Below are 23073 nucleotides of genomic sequence, written 5' to 3' on the forward strand. Positions count from 1 at the left end.
CACTTCTTGTCTACATCCAAAGCGTTGTTAAGCGAAAAAGCAGCCACCGGCATCGAGGGCCTCGACGACATTCTGTGCGGCGGGCTATCGCGCAGCCATCTGTTCCTGCTGGAAGGTGAACCGGGTACCGGTAAAACTACGGTCGCCCTGCACTTCCTGCAGGCCGGGGCGAAAAAGGGCGAGCGAACCCTGTACATCACACTGTCCGAAACCGAGCGTGAGTTGCGCCAGGGCGCCGAGTCCCATGGCTGGGACCTGGACGACAATATCCATATCTTTGAATTGACCCCGCCGGAGAGCCTGCTGGATGCCGAGCATCAGCAGAGCCTGCTGTACTCATCCGACCTCGAGCTGGGCGAAGCCACCCGGCAGATCTTTGAAGTGGTGGAACGGGTCAAACCGACCCGCGTGGTGATCGACAGCCTCTCGGAAATCCGCCTGCTGGCGCAAAGTTCGCTGCGCTATCGCCGCCAGATCCTGGCGATCAAGCATTACTTCGTGCGCTATGACGCTACCGTGCTGCTGCTCGACGACCTGACCACCGAATCCCTCGACAAAACCGTGCACAGCGTGGCCCACGGCGTGGTTCGTCTCGAAGAGCTGACCCCCAACTACGGTGCCGAGCGCCGTCGCGTGCGGGTGGTGAAGTATCGCGGGCAAAAATACCGTGGCGGTTTTCACGACTTCACCATCATGCAGGACGGCATCCATGTATTCCCGCGCCTGGTAGCTGCCGAACATCGCGGTGGCTACACGCGCCAGACCTTGAGCAGCGGCATTCGTGAGCTGGATGCCTTGATGGGCGGCGGTGTCGAGACCGGCTCCAGCAGCCTGATCCTCGGCCCGGCCGGTACCGGCAAATCGCTGATCTCGATGATCTTTGCCGCGGCGGCGGTAGCCCGTGGCGAAAAGGCTGCGTTATTTATCTTCGATGAAGAGCTGGGCCTGCTGTTCGAGCGCATGAGCAACATGGGCATCGATCTCGCCGCCCTGCAAGCCACCGGTAACCTGCTGATCGAGCAAGTGGACGCCGCCGAGTTGTCCCCCGGCGAGTTCTCACACCGCGTGCGCCGCTGCGTGGATGAACGCGGGATCAAGACCGTGGTTATCGACAGCATCAACGGCTACCAGGCGGCGATGCCGGAAGAAAACGCGCTGATCCTGCATATGCACGAACTGCTGCTGTACCTCAACCGCCGTGGCGCAGCGACATTCATGACCGTCGCACAACACGGGCTGGTCGGCGACATGCAGGCGCCTGTCGACATTACTTACCTGGCCGACACGGTGATCCTGTTGCGTTACTTCGAGGCCCTGGGCAAGGTCCGCCGCGCCATCTCGATCATCAAGAAACGCACCGGCGCCCACGAGTCGACCATCCGCGAATACCGTATCGGCAGCCGTGGCATGACCGTCGGTGAACCGCTGGATAACTTCCAAGGTGTCTTGCGTGGGATCCCGACCTATATGGGCGCCGGTTCCCCTTTGCTCAAGGATGAGGGCGTGTGACGACCGTACCACCCATATCCGAACGCGCAATCGTGCTGGCGCCAATGGGCCGTGACGGCTCGCTGGCGCTGATGATGCTCAACCAGGCCGGTTACAGCGGGATCATCGCCAGCAACCTGACGGTGCTGTGCGAAGCGCTGGAGCAAGGCGCCGGCATGCTGATCATTGCGGCCGAGGCCCTGCGTGGCGCGGACCTGGAGCCGCTGCTGGAGCATCTGCATCGTCAGCCCGCCTGGTCTGACCTGCCCATCGTGTTAATGACCCACCATGGTGGCACCGAGCACAACGGCTCATCACACTTCAGCGGCTTGCTGGGCAACGTGACCTTCCTGGAGCGTCCCTTCCACCCCGTGACGTTGATCAGCCTGGTGAGCGCAGCCCTGCGTGGGCGGCGCCGCCAATATGAAGCACGGGACAGGTTGATCGACCTGAGCGAGAGCGAACTGCGCCTGCAGCGCACCCTTGAGACGCTGGAGCAGCAAGTCGAAGAACGCACGGCGCAGTTGCGCAGCAATGAAGAAGCCTTGCGCCAATCCCAGAAGATGGAAGCCGTCGGCCAGTTGACCGGCGGCATCGCCCACGACTTCAACAATATGCTGACCGGCATCATCGGCAGCCTGGAACTGCTGCGAAGGCGTGTGTCCCGTGGCAAGCTGGATGACCTCGACAGCCTGATCGACCTCGGTGTGACCTCCGCCAACCGCGCCGCCGGCCTCACCCACCGCTTGCTGGCGTTCTCGCGGCGCCAGTCGCTGGATTCCAAGCCGGTACAGATCAACGAACTGGTCACGTCCATGGGCGAGCTGCTGCAACGCAGTCTCAACGAAAGCATCGCCTTGGACATGCGCCTGGACAGCCAATTGTGGACCGCCGAAGCCGACCCCAATCAACTGGAAAGTGCCCTGCTCAACCTCGCACTCAACGCCAGGGATGCGATGCCGGGGGGCGGGCGGCTGACGGTCGACACCAGTAACCGCCATCTGGACAGCGTGTTTACTGCCGCCTACGGCACGCTCACGCCGGGCGACTATGTGGAACTGAGCGTCAGCGACACTGGCTGCGGCATCCCTGAAAGCCTGATTGGCCGGGTATTCGACCCATTCTTCACGACTAAACCCATCGGCCAGGGCACCGGCCTGGGCCTGTCGATGATCTACGGCTTCGCGCGCCAGTCACGCGGGCATGTCACCATCCACAGCGAGGTGGGCAAAGGCACCACGGTGAGTCTGTTCCTGCCGCGCTATATCGGTGAAATCAGCGAGGACAGGCCGTTGGACCCGGCGCTGCTGCCTGTCGCCAATACCGGTGAAACCGTGCTGATCGTCGAGGACGACCCGGCGGTGCGCGTGCTGGTCAGCCAGGTACTGAGCGAACTGGGCTACGCGTTTGTCGAAGCCGGCGATGCCGATAGCGCACTCCCGATTATCGAATCCAGCCAGCGCATTGACCTGATGATCAGCGACGTAGGCTTGCCTGGGATGAACGGGCGACAACTGGCAGAGATCGGTAGGCAGATTCGCCCCGAGCTGAAGGTGTTATTTATTACCGGATATGCCGAGCATGCGGCGGTGCGGGGCGGTTTCCTGGACCCGGGGATGCAATTGATCACCAAGCCCTTTACCTTTGACTTGTTGACGGCGAAGGTGCGGGAGATGACTCACATAAAGGCCAGTGAATGAGGCGCAGGTCAAGCGAAACGCTGGGTCTCGACCGGGCCCGCTGACAGGCTATTTACGTTGAAGGCGACGAATTTGGTTCATTGAAAACTTCGTTAATGACCTGCAATGTCTGAAGTTTTACTTTTAGATACAGGAAGTAATACTCAAGTGCCGTCGGTGAGTCACCTTTGTATCGGCGCCCAGCGCATTTAGTAACTTCCGGCAAAGGGTAGAGTTGGAACGTTAGAGGCTAATACCAATACCAAGTGTTAAACCGCGGGCGCAGTTATAACACCCGGGGTATGTTCATTTGCCTCTCAGAGAATGCCCCTCATGATTTCATCCGATAGCGTTACTCTTCCCCGCCAGCATCTTCAGAGCACCCCGCAAACATCAACTTCCGCCTCGTCCCATGCGCCTCTTGCTGAATCTTCTTCCGAGTGGGACATCGATCCGATACGTAATCAACGATCTATTCGGAGTATCGGGCAAAGATCGCTTCTCGCCCAACAAAGTGTCCAGAATCAGTTGCCACCACCTCTGCAAAAAAATTCGATGACGGCGGCCGATGCCATTGGCCTACAAGCACTTATCGATGGCCTGACTAAAACAGGTGAGTTGCAGAAACATCAATACTATGGCACTGAACGGCGGCTTAGATCGTTGCAGATAACCCTGCCACCAGAATCTTACATTGCGCGCAAGAACAACCTTCTCGAAGGGCAAAGCATGAGCGCCGAACGATACATCCAGGCGCTGGGTTTGCCGTTACCCACCAGTTGGCAAGAGACCTTGCGATTGACCCAGAAAATTGCCATGCCATTGCCCGCACCGTCTGCGTTGGGTGATTTCGGGGGGCTGCTGGGTCGGACGGTACCCCTGGCTCAATTCCAGCAAGACCGCGTGCGCGCTATCGTCAACGAATCAGCTAATACCAGCATTCAGTCCTTGATCATACACGCTGTCACCAACACAGAATCACCCGTAACCCCTCGCAAGGTACTCGAACAGTTGATCGCAAACCCCCAGGCGCAGGCACTGGGTCAGAAATTGGAAGCCGAACTGCAGGGCATTTCAACCACAACCAGTGTCAATGAATGGTTGATGACAGCGGTGGCACTGGAACTGGGCATCACGCCCGAAACACAGCGCAACCGTATCGCAGGCTATGACCTGAACCAGCCCGACAATTGGGGCAAACCCGCTTCGGCGATCATCGCGGCGGTCAATGACCATCTAGAACGTGAAAACGCCAATGTCCCTGACGTGAGGGGTTATTTGCTGCTCTCGCGGGTCGCGCCGCAGTTTCTGGTCAAACAGTTGCCCGAGAACCTGGTGTACGGTTCCAACGAGTGGGCTGTGTTCAGTGCTGCCGTTTCGCGCATTGAGCAACAGGCGCCCGGTACTGCGGCGACCATGACATTTGACCAAGTGATCGAGTTCGGCAACACCTCTGCGGTCAGCGAGCGCCAATCGGTGCACGCCGCCCTTGCTGAACGCAACGCCATGGTTGACTGGGGTATCGTCAATGGTTTTCTCATTAAGGATGACGATGACAACTACGAACCAGCAGCGATTGAGCACACGCGGAGCAAATTCAACGAGCAGATAACAGAACTGAGTACACGCCTCGCGGTGTTCTCCTCACCGCTGCCGACCAGAAAAGCCTTGGCAGAAGCCGAACTCAAAAAAGTACTGGGCGATCACGTCCCTCTCGAGAAAGAATTCATCAAGCTGGGCCGCCAAAACAGAGGTGGCACAGCATACTCGATTATTGATCTATATATGTCGGGTCGGCTCAAGGCCGATACGCTCAGGTCTGATTTTGACAAGGAGCTACTAAAAAAACTCGAGCCTAAATTCGTTGAGCTTCCCGATATCGAAGAAGTATTTAAAGAAACGTTCACGCCTTATTTCGACGGGGTAAAAAAAGCCTTTACCTCGCGTATAAAGAATCAAATTTCACGACTCCCTTTAGAAGACCGAAAAAACTTTGGATTCGGGGGATTAACGGCTTACTCCGTTCGCCTACCACTGTATGAGGATAGAGAAGATGATATCGGTCAAAAACAATACAAAAAAATTGGACGCGATTGCATATTGTTTAAAACGGTGCGTGGCGAGAAATCCACCTACTATGAGTTTTCTGTAAGCGATCAGACTATTCGCAAAAAAACCGACCTGCCTGACGATCTGCCGATCGGTGCAACCCGTATCTTCCGTGGGGTAGACGGCGATAAATATATCGAAGGGTTTGAACGGCTGCCGTTTGACCTCGATAAGTATGGGATCGGGAATGGAGGCCTACCACCGCCAAAAGTCCCCGTCATTATTGATCGGGTCAAGATCCAGCCCGCGTCAGTCACCTCCGGCGCCGACGAACCGAATTCGACAACTGCCCCACTCAAGACGTTCTTTACCGCGAAGACCGATGCGATTGCCAAGACCGTCAGCGAGCATTTTTTCAGCGACAAGGACAGTTTCGAGGCAAATGCTTCAGGTGAAACAAACTTTGAGAAGCGGTACCGGAAAAACAATAAACTCAGCAACGACATTCTGAATGTAATTATTCCGTTCAAATCCGCTATCGAACACGCGATTGAGGGTAAATGGGACGACGCCATCGGCGATGCAATGCTGGATCTGATAGCGCTTTATAATCCTGGCGCCAAAGGCAGCGGCATTGTTAACAGAACCAGTAAAACAACGGCTATGAGGCTACTGACAGGCGTCAAGAAATTCGGTGGCGCCGTGCTTAAAGACGCCAATCTTTTTGCTGACGTGGCGGACCTGACGCGCTTGTTGACGAAAGGTGCGAGATCCGCAGCATCGTCACTCTCTGACGGTGTTCATTCCCTACAGATGTCTAGCCGCAGTTTGCTCAATGCTCCTAACGGCCTGGACAGCGTGTCGATGGGTACCTTCAAGTATCAAGGCGAAGTTATGGAGGGTGCGGCAGCGTTCAAAGATAACAAGTGGTACGCACTTGATCCCTTGTCACTAAAACCTTATGGCGCACCGCTGGAGGATTTCTTGCCCTCGCTGCAGAACCAAATGGCAGAACTCGGGAAATGGGCGACTGCGGACAGCCCCCGAAAGACACTCGATGAGGCCGTTGTCAAAAGCTGGAAAAAGACCGTTAACGACCATCGCACTGGACCGCAAAAAGCTCAGTTTGAAAGCGGATACCAATCAGGAAACCCCCAAACTATCAGAGGGTTCTCCAATTCCATGAAGCCCGCAGATATCATAACCTTGGCTGGCAATAAAAACCTTACCGCCAAGGAGGTCGGGATGCTGCTCAAGCGGTTCGACGATCTCTCTTACCAAATCGGTCGGGTTGGCTCAGCTCGTTTTATCGATGCCATAGAACCAGGGCTCGGCAGCGTAATACCTATGCCTCAAGTCATATACCTTTCCAAGACCGGGCAATTGTCCAATGGCCAATGTGCCGCGCTGTCACGTGTCATGGCGGACGCCATGGCAGAAGGCAAAGAACGGTTATTGATCAAGAACATGCTCAGTGCAGCGGCCTACCCGGCCGATCCGGCCTCCAGAGAATTTACTGCCAAACTGAGCAAGATCCAAACCCAAGTCGGCGCGCGAAGTGCTTTTCATGCTCAACAGACGGTGCGTCAGGAGACGGTTCAAGGCATCGTGAATGAGCTGGCCGACGCCAGCGTATCCAAGTCAATAATGATCGACTCTCCTGGTCACGCCATGGCGGCTGGCGTAAGGGTTGATGACACAGGAAAGAGCTTCTACTTCTATGACCCTAATCATGGGCTTGCGAAATTTTCCAATGCACAGGACATGGAAAAGGCACTGGAGAAACTGACTCGCGACAAGAAACTGGAGCCAGGCTACGTGACTCATAGTACTGACCCCGCTAAGTTGGAGTTCAAGGTCTTCGACCATACTGATGCGTGGCAGCGAACAAATAGTGTGCTGAGTACGGATGTTAAAAAGCTGTATGACGCACGACTCGCCATCCGACCAGACAGCGAAAGAAGTGCTGAAAAGTTCATGGTTCGTTTACTCAATGAACGTCTTGCCACCCCCGGGACCAAGGCGAGTGTCCGAACCCTTGAGGAATTGAAGAAATTTGACTTCGCTGTCCCAACCCAAATATTTCGAGGGCATACAGCTACCGGGGATACTCTCGCGACCGGCCTCAGGCGTGCAGCGGGAACGGACTCTTCCGGCGACGACTATCTGGCTGCGATTATCCAACATACGGCAAGAACATCAGGCAGTGGCGGTGAAGTCATGTCATTCAGCGCGAGCAAGGCCAAAGCCAATAGTTTTGCCACTCAGTACTCAACACCCACTAAGAAGGTGCCCGTCTTTACTGTCGACACCACCCAAGACCCGAACGCATTTCGAACGGTGGTCGATATCGTTCTTAAAGACGGGGAAAGACTGGTCGGGGATAAAAAAATCACTAAAGCAACCCTTCTGCAAGCCGTTGAAAAATTGAACGGGCAGGAGTTAGAGGTCTTTTATGTCAAAGGGGACATACCGCCGGCATTTATGGTGAGCTAAAGCACCTCTCATCCTACGCTCAATGCCAATAGGAAAAAACTGACACCTTGAACCTATGAAAGCGAAAGCAGCGGCGTCGGACTTTCGACGCCGACCCGCCATCAGGCCAATAACCGCTGTATATGCTCCTGCAACGTATCCAGATCAAACGGCTTGGCCAGGATCGGCGCATTGCGCGTGATCGGGCTGTTGCAGTCGAGAATTTCCTGCGGGTAGCCGCTGATAAAGATCACTTTCAATTCCGGGCGCAACTTGAGCGCGGGCTCGGCGATCTGCACGCCGGAAATCCCACCGGGCAAACGGTAGTCGGTGACCATCAGGTCCAGGTGCGGCTTGGTGGCGAGGATTTCAAAGGCCTGCTCCCCGTTGATCGCCTTCAACACCCGATACCCCAGGCCGGCCAGGTACTCACCCAGCACAAACATAATGGATTCGTCGTCCTCGACGATCAGAACGACATCTTGTGCATCTTCACTCATGGGAAGCCTTTGTCCGGTCAATTGCTGCAATTACGACCATGGGGTCACGCAGAGGTTGCGTCGGGGTGACGATTGATTTCATGCCGACTGTTCAAGGGGCAGGCACACCCGAAACAACGCGCCCTCGCCTATCCGGCTCTCGACCTCGATGGTGCCGCCGTGGGCTGCAATGATCTGTTCTGAAATAAACAGCCCAAGGCCCAGGCCCGCTGATACCTGGCTGGCGGACACGCGTTCGAACTGCTGGAAGATACGCTTCTGGTTCGCTTCACTGATGCCGATCCCATGGTCGCGCACCTCGACCCGGGCCTCGCCATGTTCGCTGTACACGCGCACCTCCACCGGGCTCTTGGCCCCGTAGCGCAAGGCGTTGGTCAGCAGATTGGTGATCACCTGCTCGATACGGAACTCATCCCAGTTGCCCACCACGGGTCCACCGGCAACCAGTTGCATCGACGATTCGGCGGCAGCCACTTGCGGAGCGAAATTCTCCACCAGGTTGCTTACCAGTTGCGTCAGGTCGAAGCGCCCCGGGCGAATCGACAATTTGCCGGTGCGGATACGCGAGACGTCGAGCATGTCTTCGATCAGGCGGATCAGGCTCTGGATCTGACGCTCGTCGCGGTCGACCATGGCGTGCATCTTGTCCAGGGTGAACGCGGCGGCGTTATCCCGCGCCAGGTGCATCTTGCGCAGCTGGGTTTCCAGGATCAGGCCGTTAAGTGGCGTACGCACTTCGTGGGCGACGATCGACATGAAGTCGTCCCGCATGCGCACTGCCTGCTCCAGCTCGGCCTGGGTGGCCTGCAGGCGCGTCAGCAACAGCTCCTGCTCGCGACGGCTGCGCTCCAGCGCTTCCACCTGCAGTTTCATCGCCTTGCTCTGGCGGTACAGGTCGACGAACACATTGACCTTGCTCTTCACCGCGTGGATATCCAGCGGTTTGTGCAGGAAATCCACGGCGCCGCTTTCGTAGCCCTTGAAGGCGTAATTGAGCTCACGGCCTGCGGCGCTGACGAACACAATCGGAATGTTCTTGGTTTTTTCGGTGCCGCGCATCAGTTCGGCCAGCTCGAACCCGTTCATGCCGGGCATCTGCACATCAAGAATCGCCAGGGCGAACTCGTGCTCCAGCAACAGGGACAAGGCCTCGTCGGCGCTCAATGCCTTGAAGACCTGGCGATCCTCGCGCTTGATCAGCGCTTCGAGGGCCAGCAGGTTTTCCGGCAGATCGTCGACGATCAGCAGTTTGGCCTGGACAGTACTTAACATGGGGAGGATTCCAGGGAAGCCAGCAATGCGGCAATGCGGCTCAAAGTCAGAATATGGTCGGGTATATGCAAGGCCAGGGCCGCCTGCGGCATCACGGCGATCCGAGCTTCACTGGGGTCCTGTACCACGGTGGTGCCGCCCGAGTGCTTGACATGGGCCAGCCCGTGGGCGCCATCGTGGTTGGCGCCGGTCAGGAGAATCGCCAGCAGCCCCTTGCCATAGGCGTCGGCGGCCGAGGCGAACAGGTAATCGATAGCCGGCCGGGAATGGTGTACCCGGTCTTCCTGGCTCAGGGACAGGCTGCGGTCATGCTCTACCGAGAGGTGATAGCCGGGTCCGGCGAAATAAAGCGTGCCTGCATCGATTACCTCCTTGTCCCGCGCTTCGCGCACGGGGATGGGCAAGCGCCGCGCAAAGACTTCCGCCAGTTGGCTGCGGCGCTCATCCGGCAGGTGCAAGACCGCAATGATCGGCAGGCCGAAGGTCTCGGGCAGTTCGCTGAAAATACTCAGCAACGCTTCGACGCCGCCGGCGGAAGCGCCGACGACGATGGCTTCAATCCCGCGAATCGGGTTGGCTGCAACGTCGCTCATGATTTTCGGTAGATCCGTTCCTGTTTGACCAAGGGTTCGAATTGCTTGTTGTAGGCGGAAAAATCCAGGGTTTCCTTGCTGCCCAGCACCAGGAAGCCGCGATGGCACAGCGACTCATGAAACAACCCGAATGCTCGATCCTGCAACTTTTTATTGAAGTAAATCAATACGTTACGGCATGAAATTAATTGAGTTTCTGAGAATACACTGTCGGTCGCCAGGCTGTGATCGGCAAACGTCACGTTCTCGCGCAGCGTCTTGTCGAAGATTGCGTAATCGTAGGCCGCCGTGTAGTAGTCGGCAAATGATCGTTGCCCCCCGGCCTGTTGATAATTGGCGGTGTAGGCCCGCACATTTTCCAGTGAGAAAATGCCCTGCTTGGCTTTATCCAGGGACGCCGGGTTGATGTCCGTGGCGTAGATGATCGTGCGCTCCAGCAAGCCCTCTTCACGCAGCAGGATGGCCATGGAGTACACCTCCTCCCCAGTGCTGCAACCGGCGATCCAGATCTTGATCGACGGGTAGGTCTTGAGCAGCGGCACCACTTCCTGGCGGATCGCCAGGAAGTGCGAGGGATCGCGAAACATCTCGCTCACCGGGATCGTCAGAAATTGCAGCAACTGCATGAACGCTGCCGGGTCATGCAACACCCGCTCCTGCAGCGCCGAAATCGTGGCGCAGTCGAACTGGCGCAAGGCATGAGCCACGCGGCGTTTGACCGACGCGCCGGAGTAGTCGCGAAAGTCGTAGCTGTACTTGAGGTAAATCGCCTCGATCAACAGGCGCAGCTCAATATCGCTGCTTTTCTCCAAAAAACGTTGCTCCACTTAAATGCGTTCCATCTTGGGTAGCCATACGCGAATCAGCGAGAACAGGCGATCCAGGTCGATCGGCTTGGCCAGGTAATCGTTGGAGCCCGCCGCGAGGCAACGCTCCTGATCGTCCTTCATGGCCTTGGCCGTCACGGCGATGATCGGCAGTTTCTTCCAGCGCGGGTCCTGGCGGATCAAGGCGGTGGCCTCGTAGCCGTCCATCTCCGGCATCATCACATCCATCAGCACCAGGTCGATATCGTCGACTTCATTGAGTCTCTCGATGGCTTCGCGGCCATTACGGCCGATCACCACCACGGCGCCTTTGTGCTCCAGGGCGCTGGTCAGGGCGAAGATGTTACGCACATCGTCGTCCACCAACAGGATCTTGCGTCCTTCGAAAACCTTGTCGCGGCTGCGGGCGGTCTTGAGCATCTTCTGGCGGTCATGGGACAGCTGGGATTCGACTTTGTGCAGAAAGAGTGTGACTTCGTCGAGCAGGCGCTCCGGTGAGCGGGCGCCCTTGATGATGATCGAGCGCGAATACTTGCGCAATTCGGCCTCTTCATCACGGGTGAGATTGCGGCCGGTGTAGACGATCACCGGCGGGAACGAGCAGATATCTTCGGTGGCCATGCGCTTGAGCAACTCGTTGCCCAGCATGTCCGGCAGCTTGAGGTCGATGATCATGCAGTCGTAGACGTTGTTGCGTAGCAGGTCCAGCGCTTCCTGGGCGAAGCCCACGGCGGTGATCTCGATGTCATCGTCGCCGATCAGGCGGGCAATGCTGTCGCGCTGGAGGTCATCGTCCTCCACCAGCAGCACGCGCTTGACCTTCTGGGTCAGCTTGGCTTCCAGACGCGCAAACACGTCCTTGAGCTCTTCGCGGGTGGTGGGTTTTACCGCATAGCCGATAGCGCCCATGTGCATGGCGGCTTCGACGCGGTCTTCCACGGAAATCACATGCACCGGGATGTGGCGGGTGTTGGCGTGCTCCTTGAGGCGTTGCAGCACGGTGAGGCCGGAATGGTCCGGCAGGCGCATGTCCAGCAGGATCGCGTCGGGGATGTATTCCTCGGCCAGGCTGTAGCCTTCGTCCGCGCCATGGGCCACGAGGCACTGGTAACCCAACTCATGGGCCAGGTCGAACAGGATGCGCGCGAAGTTCGGTTCATCCTCCACCACCAGGATGCAACGACTGGTGAACGGCGCTTTGTCGCGGTCGTCGGCAAACCGCGGGATCTGCTTGGCGTCGGCTACCGGCAGCGGTGAGATCGCGATGGGCTTGGGCGCGGGGGCGGCAACGACCTGACGCGGTTGCTCGATCGGCGCGGCATCTTCCTCGCGTTCGACATACTGCTCCGGCAGCACCAGGGTAAAGGTGCTGCCTTTGCCGGGCTCGCTGGTCACGCTGATATAGCCGCCGAGCAACGCGGCCAGGTCGCGGGAAATCGACAGGCCCAGGCCGGTACCACCGTAACGGCGGTTGGTGGTGCCATCGGCCTGGCGGAAAGCTTCGAAGATGCTTTCCTGCTGGTCCGGCGCAATACCGATACCCGAATCACGCACGGTAAAGGCAATGCCCTCGCCCGGCGCACGGGACACCGACAGGCTCACTTCGCCCTGCTCGGTGAACTTGACCGCGTTGGACAGCAGGTTCTTGAGGATCTGCTCCAGGCGCTGGCGATCGGTAAACAGCATCACCGGCGCACCGTTCTGTACCTCCACCTGGAAGCCCAGCTTACGGTCAGCGGCCAACGGTTCGAACATCCCGCGCAAGCCATCGACCAGGCGCGCCACACTGGAGTTTTCCGGGCGCACTTCCAACTTGCCGGCTTCTACCTTGGAAATATCGAGGATGTCGTTGATCAGGTTGAGCAGGTCGTTGCCGGCCGAATAGATCGACTCGGCAAACTTGACCTGTTCGGCGCTGAGGTTTTCCTGGGGGTTTTCCGCCAGCAACTTGGCCAGGATCAACGAACTGTTCAGCGGTGTACGCAGTTCGTGGGACATGTTGGCGAGGAATTCGGACTTGTACTTGCTGGAACGCTGCAACTCATCGGCGCGGTCTTCCAGCTCGAGCTGGGCCTGGTTGAGCTGGACGTTCTTGCGGTCCATGGCATCGCGCTGCTCGGCCAGGGTCTGGGTCTGTTCGGCCAGTTGCTCGTTGGTCTGCTCCAGCTCGGCTTGCTGGGTTTCCAGGTGGGCCTGGGATTCCTTGAGGATGCGCGACTGCTCTTCGAGCTCTTCGTTGGCGGTCTTCAGTTCTTCCTGCTGCACTTGCAGCTCTTCGTTGAGTTGCTGGGTCTCGGCCAGCACTTCCTGCAAGCGTTGGCGGTAGCGCGCCGCTTCGATTGACGTGCCGATATTACCGGCGATCAGCTCCAGCAGTTCTACATCACGCTCTTCCAGCGGTCGCAGGAAGCCCAGCTCAATCACACCATTGACACGGTCGTCATCGCTGGTGGGCACCACCAGCACGCTACGGGTCGAGCCTTCGCCGAGGCCGGAGCTGACCTTGAAGTAGTCGACCGGCACATCATCAAGGCGAATCAGCCGGTCCAACTGGGCGGCCTGGCCCACGATCCCCTCGTCGCTGTAGATAGCCTGTTCAAGCTGTTCCTGTTCCCGGGAGAAGCCATACGTCGCCACGCGCCTGAGGCCGCCGTGCTCTTCACGCACATACAGCGCCGCCACCGCCGAGCCCATGTACTGGGCGAAGAATTGCAGGATATTGCGGCCCAGCATGTTGAGGGTCAGTTGGCCAAGGACTTGCTCGGCCAATTCGGTCTGGCCATTGCGTAGCCAGGCTTGTTGTTCCAAGCGCAGTGCGATCTTCTGTTGTGACGCGAGGTTTGCGCTATAACTACCTGAAAGAGCGAGTAAATTCTTACGGCCTATATAGGCCAGGAAGCCACTCAACCCCAACACGAACGCCAAATACAAAGTGACACTGATAACGGTGGTGCGGGTGACTTCTTGATTGCGCGTGATGCGGAACTGCTGCTCCATCGCCACCGCATCTTCGTATTCCTTGCGGATCTCATCGGTCAGGCGCTTGCCACGGCCGGCCTTCACCGCGCCGCGGTAGTCCCCACTCTGGCGCTGCATATCAATCATTGACTGGGCGTATTTGTTCCACTCCAGTTGCAACGCTTCCAGGCGCTTGAGACGGTCCACCTGCTGTGGGTTATCCGCCACCAGCTCTTGCAGGTTGCGCAGGTCGGCAATGATCCGCGGCTTAGCCACTTCGTACGGGTCGAGAAAGTGCTCGTCACCGGTGATGAGGAAACCGCGCATGCCGGTTTCCAAGTCCACCGTCATTTTAGATGATTCGTTGAGGTTATTGATCACCCGGTCGGTGTGCTCGACCCATTGGATGACTGACAGCAAATAGGTGATCAGGCAGACGAAAAATACCGCGCTGAGCACGCCCACACCCAGGGGCAACGCTACGTTTCGGCTGAGCAGTGTACGAAAGCTCTTTTCATCGACAGACGACGCGGGAGTCATGGGCATGCCTTGGCCAAGTATGGAAAACCCGGGAGTTTGCCCCAAAGTGGCGGTAGAGGGCTACGTTTTGTGATGCACATAGAAGATTAAGCGCGACGGTCTGCCTGATCAGACTCCCTCCCCCCGCTCCCTGCCTGCATGCCTACATATATGATTTCTGACACTTGCTTCCCGGCCTGCGGGGAACGTCCGGACTTACGCTCGACACTCACTTGCTGTGTGCCTTAGGTCCAGGGAGGCCCTTTCAGAAGGTATTACCCTTAAATAACTAAAGGTAATAAAGATGACTTCCTCTTTGAGTTTGCTACATCCACAGGGTTTCAAATACTCCACGCCAATATCACACGATCAGCCGGAGGGCACGCCTTCCACTGGCAACCCCAGCGGCGCCACGCGTGCAATAGTCTCGGATCAATCCCTGTCACATACATCAGAGGCCCGCGCGCAGGGAAACGCGCAGAACTGGAAAAATGTGGCGCAGCACCTCACCACTGCCATGAACACCCTTGCGCAGGATGCGACGCCCCAAACCCTGCTGGCTCATTTGAGCAGTACTCAAACCGCCATTGACCCACGCTCCGCCTACCACCAGGACAGCGCGTCGGGAGGCCAGGCCTCTGTCAGTCTGGAAACCTTTCTCAAGCACCATAATTTGCCTATGCCTGAAACCCGGCTTGATCTGGTTCACTTGGCGGACGCCGCGCACGCTCATGCATTGGAACAACCCTTGGGCAATCTCGGGGGGGCGCTATCCTGGCCCCTGCCCTTGACCTCGCAACAACGACACAAGGTGCGTGTCATTGCCGAAGCCGGGGTGATGCGGCATAGCCGCCACTCAGAGCCAGGCCCGGTCCGGTCAGAGCTGACAAAAGGCGCGCTGGGCGCCCTGATAAAAGCCAGCTCGCTGTCGGATGCCGAACTGCAAGACCCTGCCAAGGCCCTGGAAACCCTGCTCAAGTCCACCAAGGCCCAGGCGATGGGGCAAGCATTACAGAGCGGGCTTGAAGGGATTGCCACGCCAACCAGCATCAGCGACTACGTGTTGGCCGCCATTAACATTGGCCTCGATCGTGAATCCGTCGAGTCGCCCGCCAGGAATTCAATCGCCGGCTTCGACTTGGGGCAGGAAAAATACTGGGGCATGCCACCGTCAGCCATCGTTGAGGGGCTCAGTCGCCATCTGGTGGATAAAGGCCGGGCCACGCAAGCCACAGCCAAGCTGGCCACCCACCTGTTGCTGTCACGCATAGCGCCTCAGTTCCTGGTCAAGGACATTCCCGACACGCTGGTCAACGGCAGCCAGGCCTGGGTAAATTTCTGCCTGGCGGTGGCCAAGGTCGAAGCGAGTGCACCGGGTACCACATCACAGTTGGACTACGGCCAGGTGATGAGTGCCGCCCAAGTCTTGAATGATCCGCCGGTCCACGTCATCACAGCCTTGTTGCTGGACTGGGGCATGATCAATGGCCTTGTCGTAAAGAAGGATGATGCTGCCTACACCCCCCAGGAAGTGGAGAGCATCAGGACCGCGTTCAATCAGCAGTTGACTACCAGAATCAAGGCCTCCCAATTACTGTCTGCCGAGATTCCAAGCAGAAAAGCCATCGCCCTGGCAAAGCTCAAGGAGCATTTTGGGGAAGGTATTCCGTTTGAATTGAAGTGCCTCTCGACCGTCTCCCAAGACAAAGCCAAGCAATTGGATGGGAAACACTCAATGCTGGACATGGCCATGATGGGCATCAACGTCAACTGGAAAACAGACGATGCCCGGGTCCCCATCAATGCGATCAACGAGCAGCCCAGGCTCAACGTCAACGGCATATTTCAAGGCCAATACGAGACGGCGACCCAATCGCTGAAAGAAGGCATTCAGACCCAGGTGAAACACCTGATTTCCGAACTCCCGCTGGAAGACCGGCAAAACCTGGAATTCGGTAAAATCGATTTCTATCAATCTAACCAGTACAAAATTGGCAGGGGGCTCATAAATCCCCCCACTTTCCAGTCAAGACTCAATGAGTTGCTGGTAAGAACTGAAAGAGAGGTCGACGGAAAACCCCAGGTCTGTGTTTATGAAATCGATATAAGAAACAAACGAATCGTCAAGCGCACGAGTGAGGCGGCCATCACTCGGGGTGATTGGCGCGACGCGAATATTCTGACCAAAGTCGAAAAATTCACCCCGGAACGCCTTGATCGCCAAGGGCGTGAAGCACACCAACCGAATACCCCTTTACCGGCCCCGTCGAGTTTTACCTCCGCCCGAACCCAGTACCTTGCGGACGCGTTTCTTGAACACCTTGATATCAACGGCAAGGACCAATGGCTGCAAGCCAATGGAACCACGACACTTGATGAGCAGAAAGCAGGCGATGAGCGAGTCAGGCAGTTCTTTCTCAACTTGATTCCGTTCAGGTCGGCCTATGTCAATTTTCGCGACGGTGATTATGAGGCAGGCCTTCTGGACCTTGGCCTGGATACTCTAGCGCTGGCCACGATGGGTTACGGTGTTTCCGCAAAAGCCGCCAAAGTGCTTGTATCCGCAGCGTCCCCTACTATGAAGGCGCTCCAGACGGCACGCGTCCTCGGCAGTGGTCTTATCGGCGCGCTCAATCCGCTCGGCGGGGTCAGGGGCTTGGCGACGGGAACCGCCAGCCTGGTCACACGTGGAGCAAGATTCCTCAGTGACTCCGGGCAGGTGCTGATTAACAAGGTACGTGGCGCATCGGGAAGCTATGACCTGTTGAAGGCAGCCAACAAGGAATATGGTCCGGCGCTGATAGGGACTTATAAAGTCGGAGAGAATAGCGTCGACGGCGTCGCCGTTCTGAAAAACGATCGATGGTATAGCTTCGACCCTTTTCGAAACCTGCCCTATGGCCCGCCAATCGAGAACTTCTCCCCCCTGCGCGGCAGTCTGTTCGGTAGAGTCCCAGATACGTACCTGGCGAGTGCCGGAGAGAATATCTCTGCCGCGAGGACCTCCAACACACTTCCGAAATTCAACCAGGGTTATCGAAACGGTGCATTGGATGACTTGTCGGATTACTCTGGACAGCGCAGTTTCGAGGCGTTGATGGTATTAGCGGCCAAACCTGGCAGGACACCTGAAGAAATGGGGATTCTGGCCAGGGAGTTGAAGGCCAAAAGAATTGAAGAGGGCAAGTATTTCACTGCGCTGCTTACCCGCGATGTCGGGAATTCTCCCAGCGTTTCCATCAATAGCTTTGCCCAGTCGGACTACCTCGGCCGTGTTGATTTGACCTCCAACGGCGATTGCGCCGGGTTATCGAATGCCATGGCGCTCGCCTTGCATCGAGGAGACGAAAAAATATTCCTCGACAATCTTCGCAAGGCCTCCACCACTGAATCGCCCTCTCCGCTGCACACCCTATTCAATCACGATTTAAAAACACTGCAGTACGCCGTAAACACAAAGGACACCTTCCACGTAAACGCCGCCCCTTCACTGATCAATCATCAGTCCATCATCGACGATCTGAGCAGGTCCACGACGTCAAAATACCTGAGAATCAGCACGGAAGATCACGCCATGCTGGCAGGCATCAGAGTCAAGGATGGCCAAAAAGAGTGGTTTTTCTTCGAGCCCAATGGCGGACTGGTCAGGTTTGATAACGTAGAGTCTATGCGTGAAGGCATCGAGAAAATCCTCAATAGCGGCGGTGTCAGCGCGACCTTAAGGCCTAAGATTTCGCCGGGGGGCAAAAAGGGGTTCCACGTGAGCGCGTTCCATCCCGATGACATCGTCACAGACAAGGTGGACAGTTTTGCGGTTTCAATGATGGTATCCAGACCCCTGCCGCCTTAAGGCATGGCATTGATCCTGGCCCCCGGCAGGGCCAGGAGCTTCTGAACGAAGCCGCTTGCCCGGCAATGTGTTGAACGGCGCACAGGACGGAGCCACTGATGGCCCGCGGCCTCTGGTGAGTAACGCGACTTTTTCTTGCATTCCCGTCACAATGCCCCCGCCAACGGAACTTGCCGAGATTGACGCGACTCATTAGAGAATGGTCTTTCAACCGCTAAAGACCTGCACCTCCATTTTTTCGGGAACCCTCATTATGTCCGCAGTCTCCTCCACCCTCCTTGTCGTCGAAGACGATGCCATCGTGCGTATGCTGATCGTTGATGTGCTCGAAGAGTTGGAGTTCCTGGTGCTTGAAGCTGCCGATGCGCAAGAAGCCTTGAAGATTGTTGAAGACACCGCGCAGATCATCGACCTGATGATGACCGACGTCGGCCTGCCGGACATGGACGGCAAGCAACTGGCGGCCAAGGTGCGTGAATTGCGCCCCACCCTACCTATCCTGTTTGCCAGCGGCTATGCCGAGAATATTGATGTGCCCGCCGGGATGCAGGTGATCGCCAAGCCGTTCTCCATCGATCAATTGCGCGACAAAGTCAAATCGATGCTGCCTGCCGCCTGACCCCTCTTTTACACAGTGCCGCCCGGCAAGGGCGGCTATTTGTGCGTCTTTATCCACATGTTCAAGCCGCCGTACAGATCGGCATTGATGAGTTCACTTTATTCGCAGGGATTAACGTGACGTCAGGGAAATAAAACAGGAAACTCATCGCCTTTATTCCCCGGCAGTCAAACGAACTTTGGAAGGACGCAACAACATGATTGGAAAACCGACGCGCCTGCTGTTGGCGAGCCTCTCGATACTCATGAGTACCGGCGCCTGGGCCGAATTTACCGCCACCCCCAGCGAAGCCCGGGCCATCGCCAAGGAAGCCTACCTGTATGGCTACCCGGTGGTGGAGATGTACAAGACGCTTTACACCCAGGCCGTTGATAAGGGCGGTACCAACTTCAAGGCACCGTTCAACCATATCGGCAATACCGCCCAAGTGATCACCCCCAAGGACACCGCGTTCGTGACGCCGAACTCGGACACGCCCTACTCGTTCGTGTGGATGGACCTGCGCAGCGAGCCACTGGTGCTGACGCTGCCCAAGATCGAAGACGACCGTTACTACTCGGTGCAATTGATCGACCTCTACACGCAGAACATCGCCTATCTGGGCACCCGCAGCACCGGCAACAACGGCGGCCACTACATGATCGCCGGCCCGGACTGGAAAGGTCAGCAGCCGGTGAACGTGGACCGCGTGGTCTACAGCGAAAGCAACATCGCCTACGCCCTCTACCGTACGCAGTTGTTCGACGAGAAGGATCTGAACAAGGTCAAGCAGATCCAGAACGGCTACAAAGTCCAGTCTCTGAGCAATTACGTGAAGCAAGCTGCGCCGGCCAAGGCGCCGAAGGTCCCATGGCCCAAGCCCATGGCGACCATGACCGAAGGCCCGCAACTGTTTCGCTACCTGAACTTCATGCTGGCCTTCGCCGCACCCCAGGACAGCGAGAAAGACCTGCTGGCGCGCTTCGCCAAGATTGGTATCGCCCCGGGCGCACCCTTTAAGGTCAAGGAGTTGACCGCTGAACAGCGCAAGGCCCTGGAAGACGGTATCTCCGATGCACGCGCCGAGTTTGCCGCGTTCAAAAAGGACAAGGTCGACACGCATCAGGTCGCCAGTGGCGATTTGTACGGCAGCCGCGACCACCTGAACAACAACTACCTGTACCGCTACGCCGGTGCGGACATGGGGCTTTTTGGTAACTCCGGCGATGAGGTCGCGTACCTGAGCTATATCCTCGACAGCGAGGGCAAGCCCGCCAACGGCGCACGCCACAGCTACACCGTGCACTTCCCCAAGGACCAGTTGCCACCAGCCGATGCCTTCTGGTCGCTGACCATGTACGACGCCAAGACCAAGCTGCTGGTGCCCAACCACAAGAAGCGCTACCTGATCAATTCGCACATGCTGTCCGGCCTCAAGCGGGACGCCGATGGCGGCCTGACCTTGGCCCTGCAGCACCACGAGCCGCCGAAGGCCGAGCAGAGCAACTGGTTGCCGGCCCCACCCGGTCCGTTCTACGCAATCCTGCGGATTTACCTGCCCAAGCCTGAGGTGGGTAACGGCCAGTGGAAGCTGCCGCCGTTGACGCCGCTTAAGTAACACCACGTGCCCGGTGGCCGCAGGGCTGGACCGGGCCAGTCCTAGCCCTACCCCCTGGTTTATCAACCCGTAAAACAGGTAATGTGCGCGCGATTGTCTACGGAGTTGCACTGCACATGACTTGCTGGAATGTCCTTGGCCTGGCGCCGGATGCCGATAGCCGCGCGATCAAGCGCCAATACGCCGCCCTGCTGAAGAAAACCCGGCCGGATGATGACCCCGAGGGTTTCCAGCGCCTGCGCGAAGCCTATGAGGCCGCGCTGGCGTGGAGTCAGGGGCAGCAGGAAGCTGACGAAGTGGTCATCGATATCCAGGGCGACAGCCTTGCCGACCACTACCAGGCAGCCATGGCCCATGGCAATGCGCTGCACTTTGAAATCCAGTTGTTGCTGCGCGACATCGAGGGGCATCTCAACCCCGAAGAAACCCGCTGGGCCTTTGAAACCTTCAACTGGCTGACGGCCTGGCAGCGCCTGGAACTGCCCGGCGAGCTGATCGAAAGACTCGAGCGCAAGCACCGCAGCGCGTTGCAGCAACCCTTGCGCCAGGCCCTTGAGCAAAAGGACGAGGCCGCTTTCCTGGCTGCCTATGCCGCACGTTCCGAACATCCCTGGGTGAACAATCACCCGCATGCCGAGTGGTTCAACCAATGGCTGGCCCGCCTGCTTGCACAGAGTCACTACTGGTCGAGCGCGGTGTTCGAGGCAGTGTGCGCCGGCCAGCACTGGCATGGCGGCGCCGGTCATGACTGCCCGGCTGGGGATTGGGCGCGGCTGTTGCAACGCCAGCAAGGCCCGGTCTTCATGGCACGCCAACGGGCACTCGCCGCCGAAGCGCCCAACAGCCCGCAACAACGGGCTGCCCGGCTGCTACTGGCACCGATGAGCCTGGGTCAGCGCCGTGCCTTCGCCCAACGCTTTGATGAACATGACTGGAAAGCCTGCCAGGCACTCAGTGCAGATATCTACACCGAGCACGTGGCCGAAGCCGAAACGATGCCCGGCGGTATCGTGTACTTCTGGCAAGGGTGGGACACGGCCATGGACACCTGGCCCTGGATTGTCGCGCTGGTGCTGAGTTGCCTGGTAGGCGTGCTGGTGAATGCCGAGCCCCTGGCCGGCAATGTGCTGCCGACCTTGGGCTACGGCCTGCTGTGGTCGTTGGGCGCCGTGATAGGCGCCGGATTGGCTTGGCAGGTCTGGCGCCCGCTGGCTCATCAGTACCGCGTGCTCGATGAACGACTCAGTGAGCGCCTGCCGCGCTGGTTCAGCCCTACTCACCTTCCGTTGTTGCCGATACGGGACCTGCTGCCAGGGCTGGTCCTTGCCGCAGTGCTGGGTTACGCGTTCGGCCCGTTTGCCAGCCTGGCGCTGGTCGCAACCCTGGCGGCTATCGGCGTGATCAAGCGGCCCTTCATGAACAGCCACACCCCCTGGACCGCCCGCCACCCACGCTGGACGGCCCTGGGCATGGTGCTGTTGGTCATCAGTGGGATTGTGCTGTACACCGGCTTGACGGTGCTCGACAACCAGCAACACGTGACCCGTAACCAGGGCCTGCAACAGTGGCCCGAACGCCTGTGCAGCCGCATGCCTCGCAGCGCCCCCGACTGTCAGGCGCCCGCCACCCAGGCACAGTGGTATGGCCAGGAGGCGGCGCAATGAATCCGAAATGGTTGTTACCCATCAGCCTGGTATTGGGCCTGGGATTGCTCGGTGTGGCCGGCGCCACCAAACCGCTGCAACGCGTGCAATTATGGCTGGACCAACGGGACAGCCCTTCCACCGCGACGGCCAGCGCACTGGCGCCGATCATTGATTGTGTGAACCGCATTGATCGCGATACGCGCCTGGCCTACTACCGTATGCGTTCGACACAACCCGAGGCGCCCACCCAGGATAAGTTTGGCGACCGTGACGAGCCCGAGCCCCGCATTATCCAGGCGGCGGTCTGTTCGCAGCTGTACACCATCAAACTGGAGCGTCAGCAGCCCGGAAGCCACCTCGGTACTCTCGCCATGGTGTATGCCGACAAGCTGAATAAATTCACCTCACTGGCGGACATGGTTGATCCGATACAAACCGAAGGTATGCCGTCGAACATGCGTCAATGGGTGGCGCAAGCCATGAACAAGCGGATGGTCGGGGAATTGGCCAACCGGGGCGAAGAGTACCTGAGCGCGTCCGCTGCGTTACGCACCCAGTTGGAAAACGAAGACATCCATCTGCGCCCGGTACAACTGGCGCGACTCGAAGCGCGCTTCGGCCGGGACCTGCATTGGCACCTGCTTAACCATATGATCGCGGCCCGTCAGGCGATGAACCAGATTGACCAGGGTGTACGCGACGCCAGCCTGACGCCCCAGCAACTGGTCAGCTTGACCGAGACGCTGCAACAGGCCAGCGATGCCAGCAAGGACTTCATGGTGAAAACGCCGCGCAGCAAGCGGGAGGATGAAGCCACTCACCTCTGGTACGCCACCCGCTCGTCAGCCGACGCGTACCTCCAGGCATTGCGCACTCTGCATCAGGACTGGCGGGAACACGCCCCGCCACAGCAACTGAGTGATGACTACTACCTCATCACCCGTCGCTACGACGCCCTGCTCAGCTACTACAACAAACCCGCCAGGAATGCGTTCTAGTCC

The 23073-nt window shown here is 58.0% G+C and carries 13 protein-coding genes; 8 read left to right on the top strand and 5 right to left on the bottom strand.

Annotated elements, in window-relative coordinates; all coding sequences use genetic code 11:
- The first annotated feature begins 6 nt into the window (after positions 1-6).
- From FBY10_RS21660 to FBY10_RS21670, 3 genes are all read left to right on the top strand, one after another.
- Positions 7-1509: an ATPase domain-containing protein gene (locus FBY10_RS21660; RefSeq protein WP_131696255.1), complete on the top strand. Its 1503-nt coding sequence runs from the start codon at positions 7-9 to the stop codon at positions 1507-1509.
- A gap of 44 nt (positions 1510-1553) precedes the next feature.
- Entirely contained in the window at positions 1554-3188 is a 1635-nt protein-coding gene (locus FBY10_RS21665) for an ATP-binding protein (protein ID WP_221461895.1), read from the top strand.
- A gap of 312 nt (positions 3189-3500) precedes the next feature.
- Positions 3501-7712: a YopT-type cysteine protease domain-containing protein gene (locus FBY10_RS21670; protein ID WP_178116781.1), complete on the top strand. Its 4212-nt coding sequence runs from the start codon at positions 3501-3503 to the stop codon at positions 7710-7712.
- A gap of 101 nt (positions 7713-7813) precedes the next feature.
- On the opposite strand, the gene FBY10_RS21675 is transcribed toward FBY10_RS21670, so the two are convergent.
- The 5 genes from FBY10_RS21675 to FBY10_RS21695 form a co-directional block, all read right to left on the bottom strand.
- Positions 7814-8191 carry a response regulator gene (locus FBY10_RS21675; protein WP_057703059.1) on the bottom strand — a complete coding sequence of 126 codons (378 nt, stop codon included), beginning with the start codon at positions 8189-8191 and terminating at the stop codon, positions 7814-7816.
- 78 nt (positions 8192-8269) lie between these two features.
- Positions 8270-9463, bottom strand: a complete 1194-nt coding sequence (locus tag FBY10_RS21680) for a hybrid sensor histidine kinase/response regulator (RefSeq protein WP_131696252.1) — start codon at positions 9461-9463, stop codon at positions 8270-8272.
- The gene (locus tag FBY10_RS21685; RefSeq protein WP_145337816.1) at positions 9457-10056 is read right to left on the bottom strand and encodes a chemotaxis protein CheB; all 600 of its coding nucleotides are present in this window, start codon (positions 10054-10056) and stop codon (positions 9457-9459) included. The genes FBY10_RS21680 and FBY10_RS21685 overlap by 7 nt, the downstream gene beginning before the upstream one ends.
- Positions 10053-10883, bottom strand: a complete 831-nt coding sequence (locus FBY10_RS21690; protein WP_371920987.1) for a protein-glutamate O-methyltransferase CheR — start codon at positions 10881-10883, stop codon at positions 10053-10055. The genes FBY10_RS21685 and FBY10_RS21690 overlap by 4 nt, the downstream gene beginning before the upstream one ends.
- Entirely contained in the window at positions 10884-14381 is a 3498-nt protein-coding gene (locus tag FBY10_RS21695; RefSeq protein WP_131696250.1) for a response regulator, read from the bottom strand.
- A 283-nt stretch (positions 14382-14664) separates the two neighbouring features.
- On the opposite strand from FBY10_RS21695, the gene FBY10_RS21700 reads away from it, so the two are divergent.
- The 5 genes from FBY10_RS21700 (at position 14665) to FBY10_RS21720 (ending at position 23070) form a co-directional block, all read left to right on the top strand.
- Positions 14665-18210, top strand: a complete 3546-nt coding sequence (locus FBY10_RS21700) for a hypothetical protein (protein ID WP_145337815.1) — start codon at positions 14665-14667, stop codon at positions 18208-18210.
- Between the two features lie 253 nt (positions 18211-18463).
- On the top strand, positions 18464-18829 hold the full coding sequence (locus FBY10_RS21705) for a response regulator (RefSeq protein ID WP_131696248.1): 366 nt from the start codon (positions 18464-18466) through the stop codon (positions 18827-18829).
- A 196-nt stretch (positions 18830-19025) separates the two neighbouring features.
- On the top strand, positions 19026-20426 hold the full coding sequence (locus FBY10_RS21710; RefSeq protein ID WP_145337814.1) for a DUF1254 domain-containing protein: 1401 nt from the start codon (positions 19026-19028) through the stop codon (positions 20424-20426).
- 116 nt (positions 20427-20542) lie between these two features.
- Entirely contained in the window at positions 20543-22090 is a 1548-nt protein-coding gene (locus FBY10_RS21715) for a J domain-containing protein (protein WP_145337813.1), read from the top strand.
- A complete protein-coding gene (locus tag FBY10_RS21720) occupies positions 22087-23070 on the top strand; it encodes a DUF3829 domain-containing protein (protein WP_145337812.1) in 984 nt (327 codons plus the stop codon). Before FBY10_RS21715 ends, FBY10_RS21720 begins: the two co-directional genes overlap by 4 nt.
- Positions 23071-23073 lie beyond the last annotated feature (3 nt).

The organism is Pseudomonas sp. SJZ103 (assembly GCF_007828335.1).
Lineage (GTDB): Bacteria > Pseudomonadota > Gammaproteobacteria > Pseudomonadales > Pseudomonadaceae > Aquipseudomonas.